This is a genomic window from Streptomyces sp. NPDC050743, assembly GCF_044456925.1.
In the GTDB taxonomy this organism is placed as follows: Bacteria; Actinomycetota; Actinomycetes; order Streptomycetales; family Streptomycetaceae; genus Streptomyces.
Genome location: NZ_JBITGJ010000003.1, coordinates 155,344 through 170,954, shown reverse-complemented (window position 1 = coordinate 170,954; position 15,611 = coordinate 155,344). Strand labels below are relative to the sequence as shown.

Below are 15,611 nucleotides of genomic sequence, written 5' to 3'. Positions count from 1 at the left end.
GCTATGCACCCTTGTTTTCATGGCCGATCGATTCGTCACCGTCTCGCTCCAGAAGCGGGACGTGCACTGCACGGCACGACTGCTGGCCGACCGCGCGCCCCTGACCTGCGCGGCGGTATGGGACGCGCTCCCGCTGGCGAGTGACGTCTATCACGCGAAATACGCGCGCAACGAGATCTACGCCCTTTTCCCGCCCTTCGCCTCCACGGAACCCCCACTGGAGAACCCGACGGTCACCCCGATTCCCGGCGACCTCTGTTACTTCTCCTTCGCCGGCACCGAACTGGGCACCAGGGCCTACGGCTACGACCGCGAGGTCCGCCCCGGCACCACGGTGGTCGACCTGGCCCTGTTCTACGAGCGCAACAACCTGCTCCTCAACGGTGACGTGGGCTGGGTACCGGGGATCGTGTGGGGCCAGGTGGTGGAGGGGCTGGAGGCGATGGCCGAGGCGTGCAACGACCTGTGGCGCAGCGGGGCGGCGGGGGAGACGCTGGCGTTCCGGCGGGCGTGAGTGGCCCGCGCTTCACACGCCGGGCGCCCGGACGGCGGCGACCGCCGGGGCCGGCACCACCCCGGCCTCGTACAGCGCGTGCGCGGTGCGCAGGACCAGGTCGTCGCGGTGGCGGGCGGCGACGAGTTGCATGCCCACCGGGAGGCCATCCGCGTCCGTGCCCACCGGGACGGTCGCCGCGGGCTGCTGGGTGAGGTTGAACGGGTAGGTGAAGGGTGTCCAGCCCGTCCAGCGGTGGTGGGCCGAGCCCCTGGGCGCCTCCACGCCCGCCTCGAACGCCGTCAGCGGCAGGGTCGGGGTGACCAGCAGGTCGTAGCGCTCGTGGAAGCGGCCCATGCGCCGGCCGAGGTCCATGCGGACGTCGACGGCGGCGAGATAGTCCAGCGCGCTGTAGCGCGCGCCCCGCACGCAGATCTCCCGCAGACCGGGGTCCAGCAGCTGCCGTTTGCGCGGGGAGAACCGCTCGGTGAGCCGGGCCGCGCCGCTGAACCACAGGGTGTGGAAGGCCTCCACCGGGTCGCTGAAGTCCGGGTCGGTCTCCTCCACGTACGCGCCGAGGTCGGCCAGCGAGGCCACCGTCCGCCGTACCGCCGCCGCGACCGCAGGCCGGACCGCGACCTGGCCGCCGAGCGTCGGGGAGTATGCCACCCGCAGGCCGTGGACGCCGCCCCTGAGCGCCTCCGTGAAGGAGCCCGGCGCGGGCGGCAGGCCCGACCAGTCGCGCGGGTCCGGGGCGCCGATGACGTCCAGCAGCAGGGCCGCGTCGGCCGCGTCCCGGGTCATCGGGCCCGCGTGGGAGAGGGTGCCGAACGCGCTCGCCGGGTACAGGGGCACCCTGCCGTACGTCGGCTTCAGCCCGAAGATTCCGCAGAACGCGGCCGGGATGCGGATGCTGCCCCCGCCGTCCGTGCCCAGCGACAGCGGGCCCGCGCCGAGCGCCACGGCCGCCGCGCTGCCCCCGCTGGAGCCGCCGGCGGTGCGGGAGTGGTCGTGCGGGTTGCGGGTGATCCCGGACAGCGGGGAGTCCGTCACGCCCTTCCAGCCGAACTCGGGGGTCGTCGTCTTGCCCAGGAACACCGCACCGTGCTCGCGGAGCCGGGCCACCGAGGGGGCGTCCTCGTCCCACTCGCCCTGTTCGGAGATCGTCCTGGAGCCGCGCAGGGTCGGGTGGCCGCGCAGCAGCAGGATGTCCTTCACCGTCACCGGCACCCCGTCGAGCAGCCCGGCCGGCTCACCGCGGCGCCAGCGCTCCTGCGACTGACGGGCCCGGGCGAGCGCGTCCTCCTCGGTGAGGCGTACGAAGGCGTTCACCTCCGGCTGGATGCGGCGCGCCCGTTCCAGGGCCTGTCCGGTCGCCTCCACGGGGCTGAACTCGCCCTTGCGGTAACCGTCGAGGAGCTGTACCGCGGTGAGGTCGGTGAGCTGCATGCACCCTCCAAGAGGTCCGGGCGGTCAGTGACCTGGGACGTATCCGCGCTTCTTGTCGACCACGTTGACCAGTGATCTGCCCGCCACCCACCGCTCGTACAACTCCACGAACTGCGCGCCCAGTTCGTCCCGCCAGCCCACCGTGTCCCCGCTCATGTGCGGGGAGACCAGAAGGCCGGGCAGGTCCCACAGGGGGCTGTCCGCGGGGAGCGGCTCGGTGGTGAACACGTCCAGTGCGGCGCCGGCGATCCAGCGCCGGGTCAGGGCGTGGGCGAGGGCGTCCTCGTCGACGAGCTGGCCCCGGCCGACGTTGACGAAGAACGCCGAGGGCTGCATCACGCCGAAGCGGTGCCTGTCGAACATGCGGTACGTCTCCTCGGTGAGCGGCGCCGCCGCGATCACCCAGTCCGCGCGGGACATCAGCCGGTCCAGGTCGGCCGGTCCGTGGATGCCGGTCCGCGGCACCCGCCCGACCAGGGCCGTCGTCACGCCGAGGGCCTTCAGGGCGCGTACGATCGCCCGGCCGATCGGGCCCGAGCCGACCACGCACGCGCGCGTGCCCGCCACCCGCCGGCCCTCCCGGTGCCGCCAGGTCCGCTCCCGCTGGAGCTCCAGGGTGCGCGGCAGGTCCTTGGCGACCGCCAGCACCAGGGCCGCCACGTACTCGGCGATCGGCTGGTCGAAGATCCCGCGGGCGTTGGTGACCACCGTGTCGGAGGCGGCCAGCTCCGGGCCCATCAGATGGTCCACCCCCGCGCTCGCCGTGTGCACCCAGCGCGGGCGGGGCCCCTCCCCGGGCCAGGCCTCGCGGACCGCGTGCGAGGCGAAGTCCCAGACCAGGAGCACGTCCGCCTGCGGCAGCCGCTCGGCCAGGTGCGCGGCGTCCGTGTGCACGATCCGGGCGCGCCCGGTCAGCCGGCCGAGCCGCGGAGGCGGGTCGGCGTCCAGCACCAGCAGGGTCGGCAGGGTCGTCATACGGGGCGGCTCCGAGCGTCCGACGTGCGCGGATCATGCGTGCTGACATGCGCGGACTGTGCGCGGATTGACCACGCTCGCACCCGAACCTACCTTCGTCAACACGGGCGCATTCGCGATGCGTTGCCCACTCGTCTCCCAGCGTGAGGCCGGTGCCAGCGATGGACGTCTCCTTTCTCGGCGGCCCCCGCCCCCAGCGCGGTGTGGGAGTCGTGGCCCCCTTCGACTTCGCCCTGGACCGCGAGCTGTGGCGCTGGGTCCCCGACGAGGTGTCGCTCCATCTGACCCGGACCCCGTTCGTGCCGGTGGAGGTGAGCCTGGACCTCGCCCGGCTGGTCAGCGAGCACGAGACCCTCGGCGACGCCGTGCGCGCGCTGACCGCCGTCGCGCCCGAGGTCGTCGCCTACGCCTGCGCCTCCGGCAGCTTCGTCGGCGGGGCCGCCGGGGAGCGGGCGATGTGCGCGGCGATGAGCCTCGCGGGCGCGCCGCCCTCCGTGACCACCTCGGGTGCGCTGCTGGAGGCGCTGGCCGAGCTGCGGATACGACGCGTCGCGCTGGTCACGCCGTACACCGTGTCCGTGACCCGGGCGCTGGAGGACTTCGTCGCCGAGGCCGGCGTGGAGGTCACCGGGTGCGCCTTCATGGGCCTGACCCGGCACATCTGGCAGGTGCCCTACCGGGACGTCGTCGCCATGGCCCGGCAGGCGGTGCGCCCCGGCACGGCCGACGCGCTCTTCATCTCCTGCACCAACCTTCCGACGTACGACGTGATCCCCCAACTGGAGGCCGAACTGCGCATCCCCGTGCTCTCTGCCAACCAGGTCACGATGTGGGCTGCTCTGCGCCGGCTGGGTACCCGAGCCGTGGGGCCCTATCAGGCGCTGCTGGACGAGTCGGCGCGCGCCTGGCCCCCCACACTGCCGGAAGAGACGCCGGAAGAGACGCAGGAAGGCTGGACATGACCGCACTCGGATTCCTCTACCCGGGCCACTCCGCCGAGGACGACTATCCACGCATCGAGCAGCTCCTGGGCAGCGACATCCGGGTGGACCTGGTCCACACCGATATCGGCGAGGACGCGCACCGGGTGGCGGCGCTGCGCGAGATGGGCTCCGCCGAGCGGCTCGGCGCCGGCATGGAGACCCTGCGGCTGAGCGGGGCCGAGACGGTGGTGTGGGCGTGCACCAGCGGCGGCTTCGTGCACGGCTGGGAGGGCGCCCAGGACCAGGTGCGCACGCTCGCCCGGCTGGCCGGGATGCCCGCGTCCTCGACGTCCTTCGCCTTCGTGCACGCGGCCCGGGAGCTCGGCGTACGGCGGGTCGCGGTCGGCGCCACCTACCCCGAGGACATCGCCGCGCTGTTCGCGGACTTCCTGCGGGCCGGCGGCCTGGAGGTGACCGGGATGCGCTCCTCGGGGATCGTCACGGCGGCGGAGGTCGGCACGTGGGGCGAGGAGGACGTGCTGACGCTGGCCCGGGCGGCGGACGTCCCGGACGCGGACGCGGTACTGCTCCCGGACACGGCCCTGCACACGGCCGCCCATCTGTCCCTGCTGGAGAAGGCGCTGTCCAAGCCGGTGCTCACGGCCAACCAGGTGACGGTGTGGGAGGGGCTGAGGCTCGCCGACCGCCGGGTGAACGCGCCGGCGCTGGGGTCGCTGTTCACCCGGGAGCCGCTGGTCCAGGTGCGGACATAGGCGTACGGGAATAAGCGGAGACTGCCTCCTGTTAGTGGAGCCAGGACAGCCCACGCCACAAACAGGAGGCCACACCGTGTCGGCAGACGAGGCAGACGAGATCCGGGGCACGGACGAGATCCGGGGCACCACGCACGGGACCGCACCCGTCCCCCTGTCCGTACTGGACCTGGTGACCGTCGGCGCGGGCAGCACCGCCACCGACGCCCTGCGCACCAGTGTGGCGCTGTCCCGGTTCGCCGAGGCCCGCGGCTTCCACCGGCACTGGGTCGCCGAGCACCACTCCATGCCCGGTGTCGCCTCCTCCTCGCCCGCCGTGATCCTCGCCCACCTCGCCGCCCACACCGAGCGCATCCGGCTCGGCTCGGGCGGCGTCATGCTGCCCAACCACGCCCCGCTGGTGATCGCCGAGCAGTTCGGCACGCTGGAGGCGCTGGCGCCGGGCCGCGTCGACCTCGGCCTCGGGCGGGCCCCCGGCACGGACGGCGCCACGGCCGCGGCCCTGCGCCGCACCGACACCCTGAACGAGGGCGCCGACGACTTCCCGCAGCAGCTCGCGGAACTCGTCCGCTTCCTGGACGACGACTTCCCCGACGGGCACCCCTACCGTCGGATCCACGCGATCCCCGGCCCCGTGCAGGGCAGCACCCCGGGCGGCGTCCAGTCCCCGCACCGCCCGCCGGTCTGGCTGCTCGGCTCCTCCGGCTTCAGCGCCCGCCTCGCCGGAATGCTGGGCCTGCCGTTCGCCTTCGCGCACCACTTCTCCGCGCAGAACACCATCCCGGCCCTGGACCTGTACCGGCAGACCTTCCGCCCCTCCGCGGTCCTCGACGAGCCCTACGCCCTGATCGGCGTCTCCACCCTCGCCACCGACGACGCGCGCGAGGCCCGCCGCCAGACCCGGGCGATGGCCCTGAACATGCTCCGGCTGCGCACCGGCCGGCCCGGCCTCTTCCCCGACCCGGACGAGGCCGACAAGCACGAGTTCAGCCCCATGGAGGAGGAGTTCATCACCTCCTGGACGTCCAACATCGTGCACGGCACCGCCGACGAGGTCCGCTCCGGCCTGGACGACCTGCACAAGCGCACCGGGGCCGACGAGCTGATGCTCGTCTCCCACGCCCACCGCGGCGAACTCCGCCTGCGCTCCTACGAGTTGATCGCAGACGCCTACGGCTTGCCGACCACGTAGGTCTGCTCGCCGAGGAGTTCGGAGATACGATCCGGCGGCACCGGACGGGAGTACAGCCAGCCCTGGCCGGTGTCGCAGCCGATGCGGCGCAGCCGGGTGGCCTGGGCCGAGGTCTCCACGCACTCGGCGGTGACGGTGATGCCGAGCCGGTGGGCGAGCTGGATCATCGCCTCGACGATGACCTCGTCGGCCGGGTTGGGGGCGATCGCGGGGTCCTTGTCGGCCTCGTACTGGAAGCCGCGTACGAAGGAACCGTCGAGTTTGAGGGTCGAGACCGGCAGCCGGCTGAGGTAGGCGAGGTTGGAGTAGCCGGTGCCGAAGTCGTCGATGGCGATGCGGACGCCCATGTCGCTGAGCGCCTGCAGGGCCTGCAGCGGCCGGCCGGCCGAGCCCATCACCGCCGACTCGGTCAGCTCCAGCTGGAGCAGATGCGGGGCGAGCCCGGTCTCGGCGAGGATCTCCGCCACGTCGGAGACCAGGTCGGAGTCCCACACCTGCCGTACGGCCACGTTGACGCTGACGAAGATGGGCGGCTCCTCGGGGTGGTCCAGCTGCCAGCGGCGGGCCTGGCGGCAGGCGGTGGCGAGCGCCCAGCGGCCGAGCTGCACGATCGAGCCGTCCTCCTCGGCCAGTCCGATGAACCGATTCGGCGTCAGTGTGCCGAACTGAGGATGATTCCAGCGGATCAGCGCCTCGACCCCGGACAGGCGTCCGTCCTCCATGCCGACCAACGGCTGGTACTCCAGGGCGAATTCGCCGCGCTCGATGGCGGGGCGCAGGGTGGAGGACAGAGCCTGACGGGTCATCAGGTGGGCGTTGCGCTCGGGATCGAACAGCGTCCAGCGGGCCTTGCCGTCGGCCTTCGCCCAGTACAACGTCGTATCGGCCGCCTGCATCAGGCCGGTCGCGGTCGTACCGGCGGCATGGCGCTCGACGACGCCGATGGAGGCGGTCAGCGACAGCCGCTGGCCCGCCAGGTCGAAGGGCTCCTCCAGGGCCTTGAGCGCCGACTCGGCGAGATCGGCGAGCTGTTCGGTGCCGGTGGAGTCCTCCACGAGCAGCGCGAACTCGTCGCCGCCGAGCCGGGCCACCAGCGGGGTCACCGCGCGGGCGTAGCCGGCCTCGTCGGCCACCCGGGTCAGGCGCTCGGCGACGGCCGCGAGCAGCCGGTCGCCGACGCGATGGCCGAGGGTGTCGTTGACCGCCTTGAAGCCGTCGAGGTCCAGGTAGCACAGGCCGATCCGGCCGGTGCCGCTCTGCTCGTACGACTCCGCCTCCAGTGCGGCCGTGAGCCGCTCGAAGAACAGCGTGCGGTTGGGCAGCCGGGTCACCGGGTCGTGCATCTGCAAGTGCCGCAAGCGCGCCTGGAGTTCGCGGCGGGCGCTGATGTCGGCGACCGAGAGCAGCACACCGGGTTCGCCGCCGGCCAGCGGGGCGACGGTGACCTGCACCCACACCGAGTGGCCCTCGGGGTGTTTCAGCCGGCGGGTGCAGCGCAGCTTCGCCTGCCGGCCGCGCAGGACCTCGCGGTAGGCGTGCCAGCTGCGGGCGTCGGAGGCCAGGTCGACGAGGTCGGCGGCGACCCGCCCGGCGAGCGTGTCCGGATCGGTGCCGAGCAGCTCGCCGAAGGCCGCGTTGGCGCCGGCGACGAGCCCGGCGCGGTCCACGACGGCCATGGCGAGCGGGGCGGCCGCGAAGACACGGTGGTAGGTGGTGTGGTCACTGTCTGTGACGGCTGACCGGTCGAGGTCTGCCGCGGGCGTCGGCCCTTCGGACGTTCCGCTCACCGCTCGCTCCCGCAGTGCACTCGATCGATGTCCGTGCCGGAAAGTGTGCCGATCATAGAGGCTGGCACCGGGCCCTTCCAGCCGCTCTCAAGTGTCCCGGACGGAGCACAGTTTCTGACAGATCGTTTCTGCCCGCACCTGGGCGGGTTCTTGGGGTCCCCGACCAGTTGTGACGTTCCGTGAGTGTTCCGGGGTGTCGGGCGCCGGAGCGCACCGGCGCACCCGAAGGCGCACTCACCCTTGTGGTGCAGACGAACAGGGCATAGCACTACAAATACCAGCAATCTGGATGCGGGTCCCGCGAACCGCGTCCGGAGGTCAGCCCGTGCACAAGCTGCGCAGCACCGCCGCCGTGTGCACCACGCTGTCGGCGCTCGCCGCGACGTCGATCCTCGGCGGCCGGTCGGCCGCCGAGCCCTTCTCCACGGCCCCGTGCGCCCTGCACCGGACCAGCGCCCACCACTCCGAGGGGGTGGACACCTGGAACGCCGACTACCACCGCCCGATCGGCACGGTGGACGCCGTGATGGTGTTCCTCTCCTTCCCGGACGCCACCCCGCGCACCAGCCCGGCGGAGCTGACCGCCGACCACTTCCCGGCCACCAGCCGCTACTACCAGCAGGCCTCCTACGGCAGGCTCAACCTCCGCCCGCATCCGCTGGGTCACTGGCTGCGGATGCCCCGCCCGTCCACGGCGTACGCGATAAGGCGGGACTGGGACGTGGACGACCGGGCCGCCTATATCCGGGACGCGTTCGCCGTGGCCGACAAGGAGGTCGACTTCTCCCGTTACCAGGTCGTGTACTTCGTCGCCGACCCGGACGCACCCGGCGTCGACTCGGACGCCACGAAGGTCGTGAACCTCGACACGCCCGTCCATGTGGACGGCACCGACGTCCGCCGGGTCGTCACGGTCTTCGAGAAGCATCCACCGGACCACCTCGTCCTCGCCCACGAGACCGGGCACGTGTTCGACCTGCCCGACCTCTACCGCCGCCCGGCCGACGGCAAGGGCGACTGGGACACCCACGTCGGCGACTGGGACTTGATGGGCAGCCAGTTCGGGCTGGCGCCGGACCTGTTGGCCTGGCACAAGTGGAAGCTGGGCTGGCTGGATCCGCGCCAGGTGGTGTGCGTGCGCGGCGCGCGGCCGACCCGGCTGACCCTGGAGCCGCTGGAGGCTGGCCCCGGAGTCCCGGTGCAGGGCGCGGCGGGCACCCCGTCCTTCGGTCTCGGGCACGGGGTGAAGCTGGCGATCGTGCGCACCGGGCCGGACAGCGCCCTGGCCTTCGAGGCGCGCGATGCGGCCGGCAACGACCGGGCCACCTGCCGGGAGGGTGTCCTGGTCTACCGGGTCAGCAGCGGAGCGGCGTCCGGCGGCGGCCCGGTGGCGGTCGTCGACGCCCACCCGCACACCGAGGCCTGCTGGGAGAACTCGGTCTACCCGCCTCTCGCCGACGCCCCGGTCGCCCTCGGCGAGAGCTTCACCGTGCCCGGGGAGGGCGTCCGGGTGGAGGTGGAGGGGAGGACGGCGTCGGGGGCGTGGACGGTCAGTATCACGCCGGGCGTGACCGGCTGATCTTCCGGCTCGGCCGCCGATCTTCCGGCCTGCGGTCACCGGACCGGCCTTATGGGGGTGTGGGGGGCGAAGCCCCCACGGCGCGCGGCGAAGCCGCGCGAAAACAACGATGGCGAGGCCCTCCGCGCTGTGTGCGGACATGCCTCGCCATCGCCATCGTGCGCCGCCAGGGACTCGAACCCCGGACCCGCTGATTAAGAGTCAGCTGCTCTAACCAACTGAGCTAGCGGCGCCTGCTGACGTCGTAGACCTTAGCACCCTGGTCGGCGGGAGGAAAAATCGATATCCGCACCGTCGCGCGGGCCGCCCGTACGGCCGCCCAGAGGACGACCTCCGGCCCCGGCAGCCAGGGGTGACGGGTGTCCGGGGCGACCAGCCAGCGGGACTCGCCGGGGGTGTCGCCGGCGGCAGGCGCCGGGACGGTCACCGCGTCGCCCGTGCCGTGGCACAGCAGCGGCGGCACCGCCTCCGTACGGTTCGAGCCCCACTCCTCCCACGCCAGCAGCGAGGGCAGCCGCTGGGCGGTGCCCGGCGCGGCGAACAGCAGCACGCGGCCCCGGAACACCGCGACCGGGCCCGAGCCCGGGCCGTCGTCCCACAGCCGGTCCAGCATCCGGCGGCCGAAGATCGCCGGGGCGCTCACCACGTCGAAGACGGTGCCGCAGGGCAGGACGACCGGGGCGTCCGGGTGCTCCTCCCAGAGGGCCAGCGTGCTCCGCGGGTACGTGCCCGCCGAGGCGAGCCAGGTGACGCCGTCGGAGGTGACTCGGGTGACGTTCGGTGTGCTGCTCATGCCACCCAGATGTACCGGGCGTGAGCGGCCCGTTCTTCTGAGTTGCCGAAAACCGGGACAGAGGGGGTGGGGGAGGAGTATCTTGCCCGCCTGGCATATGCCATGCGGGTTACTCAGAGAGTCTGGGTTGACGCGGACGCAGGCAGGGGACTGCCGGGTCACACGGGATCGGGGTACGCCCGTCCCTCGGCGTTCCCCCGCATCAGGTCCCGGCCGAACTCGACCATCTTCTTCGCGTAGTCCTCGGTCCACTCCGCCCGCTCGGCGATGTCCCCCGGGGTCAGCCGGTCGAACCGGCGCGGGTCGGCGAGCTGGGCCGCCGCGATGGCCTGGAACTCCACGGCCCGGTCGGCCGCCGCGCGGAACGCCTGGGTCAGCTCCGTCGCCCGGGCCAGCAGCGCCCGCGGATCCTCGATCGACTCCAGGTCGAAGAAGTGCTCGGGATCGCCGGCCGCCTCCGCGGGCTCGAAGATCAGAGGCGCGGGGCGTAGCCGCGGTTCGTTACGACGCGGCGTGGGCTCCGCCATGTCCTGTCTCCTCCTCGTACGCTTCGCTGGGCACCGCCTTCAGGGGGGCCACCGTCCATTGTCCCGCGCCCCCGCAAGAGGCCGTCACGGCCGGTTCTCGCGGAGGACCGGAACCCGGTGATCCGGTCACGGTCGCCAGCTCACCCGGTGTTCCGCCAGATGCGCCAGCACCGCGTGGTTCGCCTCCCACCCGTCCGGAAACTTCACCAGCGTGCCCAGCTGGACCGGTTCCGTGGACGGGTAGTCGTCCAGCAGGTCGCCGACGCCCGCGCGGCAGACCACGATGCAGGCGTGGCGGTGCCGGGAGGCCAGGACGCACAGGCGGCCCGTCTCCAGGTGGAAGGCGGTGGCGTCGGGGCGGCCGGAGAGCGGGTGCAGGACGACCGTGACGTCGTACTCCCGGCCCTGGAGACGGTTCGCGGTGTCCACCGTGACGTCGGCCACGCCCAGCTCGGCGAGCGCCGAGCGCACCGCCGCCGCCTGGTCGCGGTGCGCCGTGCCGACGGCGATGCGGTCGGCGGTGAGGGGAGCGGGATCATCCGAGCGCTCGGAGACCGCCGCGCCTCCTCTGTCCAGCAGTCGGCGCACGACCCTCGCCACCGCCCGCACCGCCTCCGGGTCCGTGCGCGGGGTGTGCCGGGCGGGCAGTTCCAGCAGGCCCCAGCCGGATTCCGCCGCCTCGTCGATCACCTGGTCCGGGCCGGAGCCGTCGGAGGGGACGGCGAAGGCGAGGCGGCGGTCGCCGTGGTCGGTGCCGCTGCGGAAGGGGGTGTACGGGTAGAACGCGTCGGACACCAGGGGCGCGGCCGACGCGGGCAGGCGCCAGGAGACCGGGAGGCGGTGCTGCGGCAGGCCGGGGTTGTGGGCCAGCAGGGTGGTCACGGCGGAGGCCGAGGGGTCGTACGACAGGCCCGCCCACTGCTCGCTGCCGACGATCGCGAACGGGTCCAGCTGCCCGGGGTCGCCGACGAACAGCGCCCGCTCGAACAGGCCCGCCACGGCCAGCAGCGAGTCGGAGCGCATCTGGTACGCCTCGTCCACGATCGCGTGCCGCCAGGGCTCGTCCACCTTGACGTGCGCCCACTTCGCGGCCGTGGACAGGACCACCGGCAGGCCGTTCAGATCGGCCGCCTTCGCCGACGTGCGGACCTGAGGCAGGTCGTCCAGCGCCTTGTCGTAGGGGTCGGTGTCGCTGCTGTGCAGGCGGCCGACCGGCAGGTCCCGGTTCTTCTCGGCGAGCCGGAGGACGAGATCGTCCACCTGGGCGTTCGTCTGCGCCACCACCATCAGCGGGCGGCCCGCCTCGGCCAGTTCGAGTGCCGCGCGGACCACGAGCGTCGACTTGCCGGCGCCGGGCGGGGAGTCCACGACCACACCGCGCTCGGTGCCGTGCAGGGTGTCGTGGAGGATGGCGTCGGTGGCGCGGGCGGCAGCGGCTTTGGGGTCGAAGTCGACCGTCGTCACAGGACGTCCTCCTCGGTGAGGGGATCGGCGGCCTCCTGGACGGCCTCACCCGGCGGGCCGCCGTGGGTCCACGGGGTCTCCTCCGGGTCGGGCAGCTTCGCGCCGCCGCGCTGCTCGTGCTCGAAGAGGGTGAAGCAGATCCGGTCGCCCTTCTCCGGCACCGAACCGGGCTCCGGCTCCTTGCCGCGGCCCATCTTGTCCAGGATGCGCAGGACCAGCACACCCCCGTCCGGGGAGCCCTCGAACCCGACGAACTCCGCCGACTGCGGCTTGCCGCCCAGCGAGCGGTACGCCTTCGCCCGCTCGGCCAGATGCGGCCGGTCGTCCGTGCGGACCGTCACCAGCGGGCGCGGGCTCGGCCGCTTGCCCTCGCTGTACGCCATCACGACATCGGTCACCTCGCCCGCGAACGCCTCCCCGGCCAGCCGCCGCCCCGCCATCACCAGCGGGTCGTCCAGCGCCTCCTGCGCCTCCAGCCGGGCCTGCTCGCGCTCGCGTGTGGCCAGCTTGTTCGCCGCCGTCACCGCGTCGTCCCGGCGCGGCTGCGGGGGCTCGCCCGCCAGCACCCGGTCGCGGTGGCCGGTGAAGGACCAGCGGTCCCGGGTCCAGCGCTCCTCCACATGCGCGCCCTCCGGCAGCGCCCGCAGCAGGTCCAGGCCCCGCCACACCGCGTCCCAGGTGGGCCGGGTGCGGCTTTCCACCAGGTCGCGGATCTCCCGCTCGGCCGCTGTGAGCGCGGCCAGCCGGTCGTCGGCGGCCAGGGCGTCCTCGGCGGCGGCGAGTGCGGTGCGCGCGCGGTCGTAGCGCTCGATCGCGGGGGCCAGCAGCTTGTTGTCGAACGCCGGGTCGGTGGCGGGTCCGGCCGGCGGGCACAGCAACTGGCCGGCGGCGTCCCTGGCGAGCTCGGCCCGGCGCGCGGCCTCGGCGCCGGACGTGCCCTCCGGAGGGTCGATCCAGGCGAGCAGCGCGCCCAGGTGCTGGTCCTCCAGGCCGGACTGGCCGGTCGCCCAGTGCCGGGACAGCACATCGGTCAGGGCGAGCAGCAGGGAGGAGCCGGGGACGCGGGACCGCTCGCCGTAGTGGGTGAGCCAGCGCCCGAGCAGCGGCACCCGGGGCGGCGCCGGGTAGGGGGTCTCCGGGTCCTGCTCGGCGGTCCGGCGGAAGCGCATCGAGCGGCCGAGGAGCCGTACGAAGTCCAGGCCCGCGCGGCTCGGCACGATCAGCTGGGGAGCGTCCGCGCACAGCTCCACCTCGACCTTGACCCGCTTGCCGGTCTCCGGGTCGGTCTCGGTGCGCTCGGCCGCCTCCACGGACTCGGCGTAGGAGTCGATGTACGGCAGGACGACATCGGCCAGGTCGGCGAGGAAGGAGAAGCGCAGATCGCGGTCGCGGGGCTGCGCTACGACCAGCAGGCGCGGCGCGTCCCGGTCGGTGCCGACCAGCGCGCCGAGCGGGGCGCCCGCCTCACCGGCGGTGGTGAGCGGCACGAACACCAGCGGGCGCGCCGACAGATGGCGGTGCCGGACGGTCGCGGCGGGCTGGGCCCGGCCGCTGCTGACGGCCTCCAGCCGGGCGAGGGTGGCGATCAGGGACACGGGGCGACCTCCCGGTGAGCCGCGTCCGCCGACGCCGTGTCCGCCAGTGCCTTTGCGCTCGCCAGCGCCTCCGCGCGCAGGGCGGCCGCCCGGCGCAGGGCCGCGACCGCCGGATCGTCCGGGTCGCCCTGCTCGCCCCGGGCCGCCGCGAGGACGTCCTCGACCGTGGTCAGACCGCCCAGTTCCGCGCGCAACGGCCGGCCCAGACGGGTGACGGCACCCTCCTCGCGGGAGCGTTCCCGGCAGTGGAAGGCCAGTTCGCACGCGGACAGGCACTCGGGCGCGTACGTCGCCGGGACCGCCGCCACGGCCGCCGTCAGCTCCTCGGCACCCCGGTCGGGCGCGAAGCACGTGCCCTCGGGCAGGGTCTCGGCGATCTCCTCGATCCGGGTGAGCCGGGTCAGCTGGCGGGCGGTGACCGCGCGCTGCTTGCGCACGTCGACGGCGCAGGCCGCGGGCAGGTTGGAGAAGTCCTTCGGGCACACGAGCAGGATCCGGTGCCGTACGACAGGGGCGGGGTCCAGCCGCGCGGCGACGTCCTCCAGGGCCAGCACGTACACCGCCGCCTGCCGGGCCGCCGCGCCGACCTTCGCCGGGTCCGCCGAGCCGTCCAGCATCGGGAAGGACTTGATCTCCACCACGGACCAGCTGCCGTCCGGGTGCACCACCACCGCGTCCGGCTCCAGGAAGGCGAGCGAGCCGGCCACGTCCAGGGCGAGCATCGGGTGGTCCAGCAGGGTCCAGCCGCCCGCCTGCGTGGCCTCGCGCAGCGCCAGGGAGGTACGGGCCGTACGCCCCTCGGGGCCGTGGGCTGTCAGGTCGGGTACGGCGGCGCCCTCGGGCGGTTCGGCGCCCGGGTCGAGGCGGGCGTGCGCCAGCCGCAGCAGCTCCGCGCCGCCGTCCGCCTTCACCTTCGCCTCGAACGCGTTCCCGCGGGTCAGCGCGAACTGCGACTGCCCGAACCCGGACGGCGCGCCCAGCGCGCTCGCCAGCCGCGCCTTGTCCACCCCGGCGCCGTCCAGGATCGCCCGCCGCGCGCACCCGGGGTTCGCGGCGAGCGCCGCGAGGGCGCGCGCGTCCAGGGCCTTGGCCGGTACGTCGGGACCGCGCAGCTCAGCGAGCCGGTGCCGGAGCCCCTTCCCCCGCGTCGCTGGGGGAGGCGTCCGGTTCGGCCCCGGCGTCGAGCCGCGACTCGCGCTGCCGTGGAATTCGCTCACCCGCGGAAGTCTGGCATCCGGCACTGACAATCGGGGACCCCGTGCCCTCCGTGACCGGTGTGCGCGGCGGGAACAGGCGGGTTCGGACCAGGTCCGCGGCCCGTGTGACGCTCGGTGCGAGCAGGAGGCCGACGCCCATCACGGCGACGCCCGCGACCGCGTCGAGGAAGTAGTGGTTGGCGGTGCCCATGACCACGAGCGCGGTGCCCAGCGGATACAGGACACCGAGGATCTTCGCCACGCGCGTGCCGCCGTACCGCCACAGCATCACTCCGCACCACAGCGCCCAGCCGACGTGCAGGCTCGGCATGGCCGCGTACTGGTTGGTCATCCCGCCCATGCCGCGCGGCGCGCTCGCCTCGCCGCCCCACCAGCCGTACGAGCTGTAGTGGGCCATCGTGTCCACGAAACCGTGGCCGGCGGACAGCAGCCGGGGCGGGCAGGTCGGCAGCAGGGTGAAACCGAACAGGCCGATGAACGTGGACGTCATCAGCCAGGTGCGGGCCCGCCGGTAGTGCTCGGCGCGGGTCCGGAACAGCCAGACGAGGATGGCGGGCGTGACCAGGTAGTGCAGCGAGGCGTACCAGAAGTCGGCCGGCACCCCGAGCCAGGGCTCGCGCGTGAACAGCCGGTTGAGCGGGTGCTCGGCGTTGAGGCTCAGGGCCTTCTCGATGCGCAGGATCGCCAGGCCGTGGTCGACCGCGGAGGTGACGTCACCGCGGGCGAGGAGGCGGCCGGCCGAGTAGCAGCCGTAGACGAGGAGGATCAGGGGCAGCTCGGTCCACCAGCGCAGCCGGGTACGCGGAAGCACCTCGGTGCCCGGTGTCTCGGTCTGCGGCATCCG

At 73.5% G+C, this 15,611-nt stretch carries 14 protein-coding genes and 1 tRNA gene; 5 read left to right on the top strand and 10 right to left on the bottom strand.

Translation table 11 applies throughout. The features are described 5' to 3' along the window. Nucleotides 1–19 precede the first annotated feature (19 nt). Nucleotides 20–514: a DUF3830 family protein gene (locus tag ACIBJF_RS04955; RefSeq protein ID WP_399172272.1), complete on the top strand. Its 495-nt coding sequence runs from the start codon at nucleotides 20–22 to the stop codon at nucleotides 512–514. Between the two features lie 12 nt (nucleotides 515–526). Here ACIBJF_RS04955 and ACIBJF_RS04950 read toward each other — a convergent pair whose 3' ends face one another. Beyond that, the gene (locus ACIBJF_RS04950; protein WP_399172271.1) at nucleotides 527–1,942 is read right to left on the bottom strand and encodes an amidase; all 1,416 of its coding nucleotides are present in this window, start codon (nucleotides 1,940–1,942) and stop codon (nucleotides 527–529) included. 24 nt (nucleotides 1,943–1,966) lie between these two features. Continuing rightward, a complete protein-coding gene (locus tag ACIBJF_RS04945) occupies nucleotides 1,967–2,917 on the bottom strand; it encodes a D-2-hydroxyacid dehydrogenase (RefSeq protein ID WP_399172270.1) in 951 nt (316 codons plus the stop codon). A 161-nt stretch (nucleotides 2,918–3,078) separates the two neighbouring features. Here ACIBJF_RS04945 and ACIBJF_RS04940 point away from each other — a divergent pair, with 161 nt between their 5' ends. The 3 genes from ACIBJF_RS04940 to ACIBJF_RS04930 all read left to right on the top strand — a co-directional run bounded on the left by ACIBJF_RS04940 (nucleotide 3,079) and on the right by ACIBJF_RS04930 (nucleotide 5,805). Further along, nucleotides 3,079–3,879 (top strand): decarboxylase, encoded by an 801-nt coding sequence (locus tag ACIBJF_RS04940; RefSeq protein ID WP_399172269.1) that lies wholly within the window; start codon nucleotides 3,079–3,081, stop codon nucleotides 3,877–3,879. Continuing rightward, nucleotides 3,876–4,613, top strand: coding sequence for a decarboxylase (locus ACIBJF_RS04935; RefSeq protein WP_365323347.1), 738 nt, complete (start codon nucleotides 3,876–3,878; stop codon nucleotides 4,611–4,613). The genes ACIBJF_RS04940 and ACIBJF_RS04935 overlap by 4 nt, the downstream gene beginning before the upstream one ends. A 76-nt stretch (nucleotides 4,614–4,689) precedes the next feature. Continuing rightward, nucleotides 4,690–5,805 (top strand): LLM class flavin-dependent oxidoreductase, encoded by a 1,116-nt coding sequence (locus ACIBJF_RS04930; protein WP_399172268.1) that lies wholly within the window; start codon nucleotides 4,690–4,692, stop codon nucleotides 5,803–5,805. Here the strand turns inward: ACIBJF_RS04930 and ACIBJF_RS04925 are convergent. Further along, nucleotides 5,784–7,592 carry a putative bifunctional diguanylate cyclase/phosphodiesterase gene (locus tag ACIBJF_RS04925; protein WP_399172267.1) on the bottom strand — a complete coding sequence of 603 codons (1,809 nt, stop codon included), beginning with the start codon at nucleotides 7,590–7,592 and terminating at the stop codon, nucleotides 5,784–5,786. The two genes, ACIBJF_RS04930 and ACIBJF_RS04925, sit on opposite strands and share 22 nt — an antisense overlap. A 289-nt stretch (nucleotides 7,593–7,881) precedes the next feature. Between ACIBJF_RS04925 and ACIBJF_RS04920 the strand changes: the two genes are divergently transcribed. Next, nucleotides 7,882–9,171: a M6 family metalloprotease domain-containing protein gene (locus tag ACIBJF_RS04920; RefSeq protein WP_399172266.1), complete on the top strand. Its 1,290-nt coding sequence runs from the start codon at nucleotides 7,882–7,884 to the stop codon at nucleotides 9,169–9,171. A 159-nt stretch (nucleotides 9,172–9,330) separates the two neighbouring features. Here ACIBJF_RS04920 and ACIBJF_RS04915 read toward each other — a convergent pair. The 7 genes from ACIBJF_RS04915 to ACIBJF_RS04885 all read right to left on the bottom strand — a co-directional run bounded on the left by ACIBJF_RS04915 (nucleotide 9,331) and on the right by ACIBJF_RS04885 (nucleotide 15,608). Further along, nucleotides 9,331–9,404: transfer RNA gene (locus tag ACIBJF_RS04915), tRNA-Lys, on the bottom strand. After that, complete coding sequence (locus tag ACIBJF_RS04910) at nucleotides 9,395–10,126, bottom strand: bifunctional DNA primase/polymerase (RefSeq protein ID WP_399172265.1); 732 nt, start codon at nucleotides 10,124–10,126, stop codon at nucleotides 9,395–9,397. The genes ACIBJF_RS04915 and ACIBJF_RS04910 overlap by 10 nt, the downstream gene beginning before the upstream one ends. Further along, nucleotides 10,123–10,491, bottom strand: coding sequence for a hypothetical protein (locus ACIBJF_RS04905; protein ID WP_351808705.1), 369 nt, complete (start codon nucleotides 10,489–10,491; stop codon nucleotides 10,123–10,125). The genes ACIBJF_RS04910 and ACIBJF_RS04905 overlap by 4 nt, the downstream gene beginning before the upstream one ends. 126 nt (nucleotides 10,492–10,617) lie before the next feature. After that, entirely contained in the window at nucleotides 10,618–11,955 is a 1,338-nt protein-coding gene (locus tag ACIBJF_RS04900; RefSeq protein ID WP_399172264.1) for an AAA domain-containing protein, read from the bottom strand. Next, complete coding sequence (locus ACIBJF_RS04895) at nucleotides 11,952–13,550, bottom strand: hypothetical protein (RefSeq protein WP_399172263.1); 1,599 nt, start codon at nucleotides 13,548–13,550, stop codon at nucleotides 11,952–11,954. The genes ACIBJF_RS04900 and ACIBJF_RS04895 overlap by 4 nt, the downstream gene beginning before the upstream one ends. Then, a complete protein-coding gene (locus ACIBJF_RS04890; protein WP_399172262.1) occupies nucleotides 13,541–14,767 on the bottom strand; it encodes a hypothetical protein in 1,227 nt (408 codons plus the stop codon). Before ACIBJF_RS04890 ends, ACIBJF_RS04895 begins: the two co-directional genes overlap by 10 nt. Continuing rightward, nucleotides 14,664–15,608, bottom strand: coding sequence for a phosphatase PAP2 family protein (locus ACIBJF_RS04885; RefSeq protein ID WP_399172261.1), 945 nt, complete (start codon nucleotides 15,606–15,608; stop codon nucleotides 14,664–14,666). The genes ACIBJF_RS04890 and ACIBJF_RS04885 overlap by 104 nt, the downstream gene beginning before the upstream one ends. Nucleotides 15,609–15,611: the final 3 nt, after the last annotated feature.